Source organism: uncultured Cedecea sp. (assembly GCF_947498825.1).
Lineage (GTDB): Bacteria > Pseudomonadota > Gammaproteobacteria > Enterobacterales > Enterobacteriaceae > JGM124.
In genome coordinates this window covers 1-212 of record NZ_CANMLV010000104.1, presented here as the reverse complement: position 1 = coordinate 212, position 212 = coordinate 1, and the positions used below count along the sequence as shown (strand labels likewise).

The 212-nt window shown below is 48.6% G+C and carries 1 pseudogene; it reads left to right on the top strand.

Annotated elements, in window-relative coordinates:
• Nucleotides 1-212 (top strand): annotated as a pseudogene (locus tag Q1A40_RS23110) (RNA-guided endonuclease TnpB family protein); the annotation flags it as partial.

Genomic DNA, 212 nt, shown 5'->3' with positions numbered 1-212 from the left:
AAAAGCAAAGAGCCACTCGATATTCGCTGGAGCCGTGAACTCCCGTCAGTCCCTTCAACTGTCACCCTTTCCAAAGACGCATCAGGCCGATATTTCGTATCCTGTCTGTGTGAATTTGAGCCAACCTCACTGCCTGTTTCGGCTAAAACAGCGGGCATTGATGTGGGTTTAAAAGATGTGTTCGTCACCGATACCGGATTTAAAACCGGCAA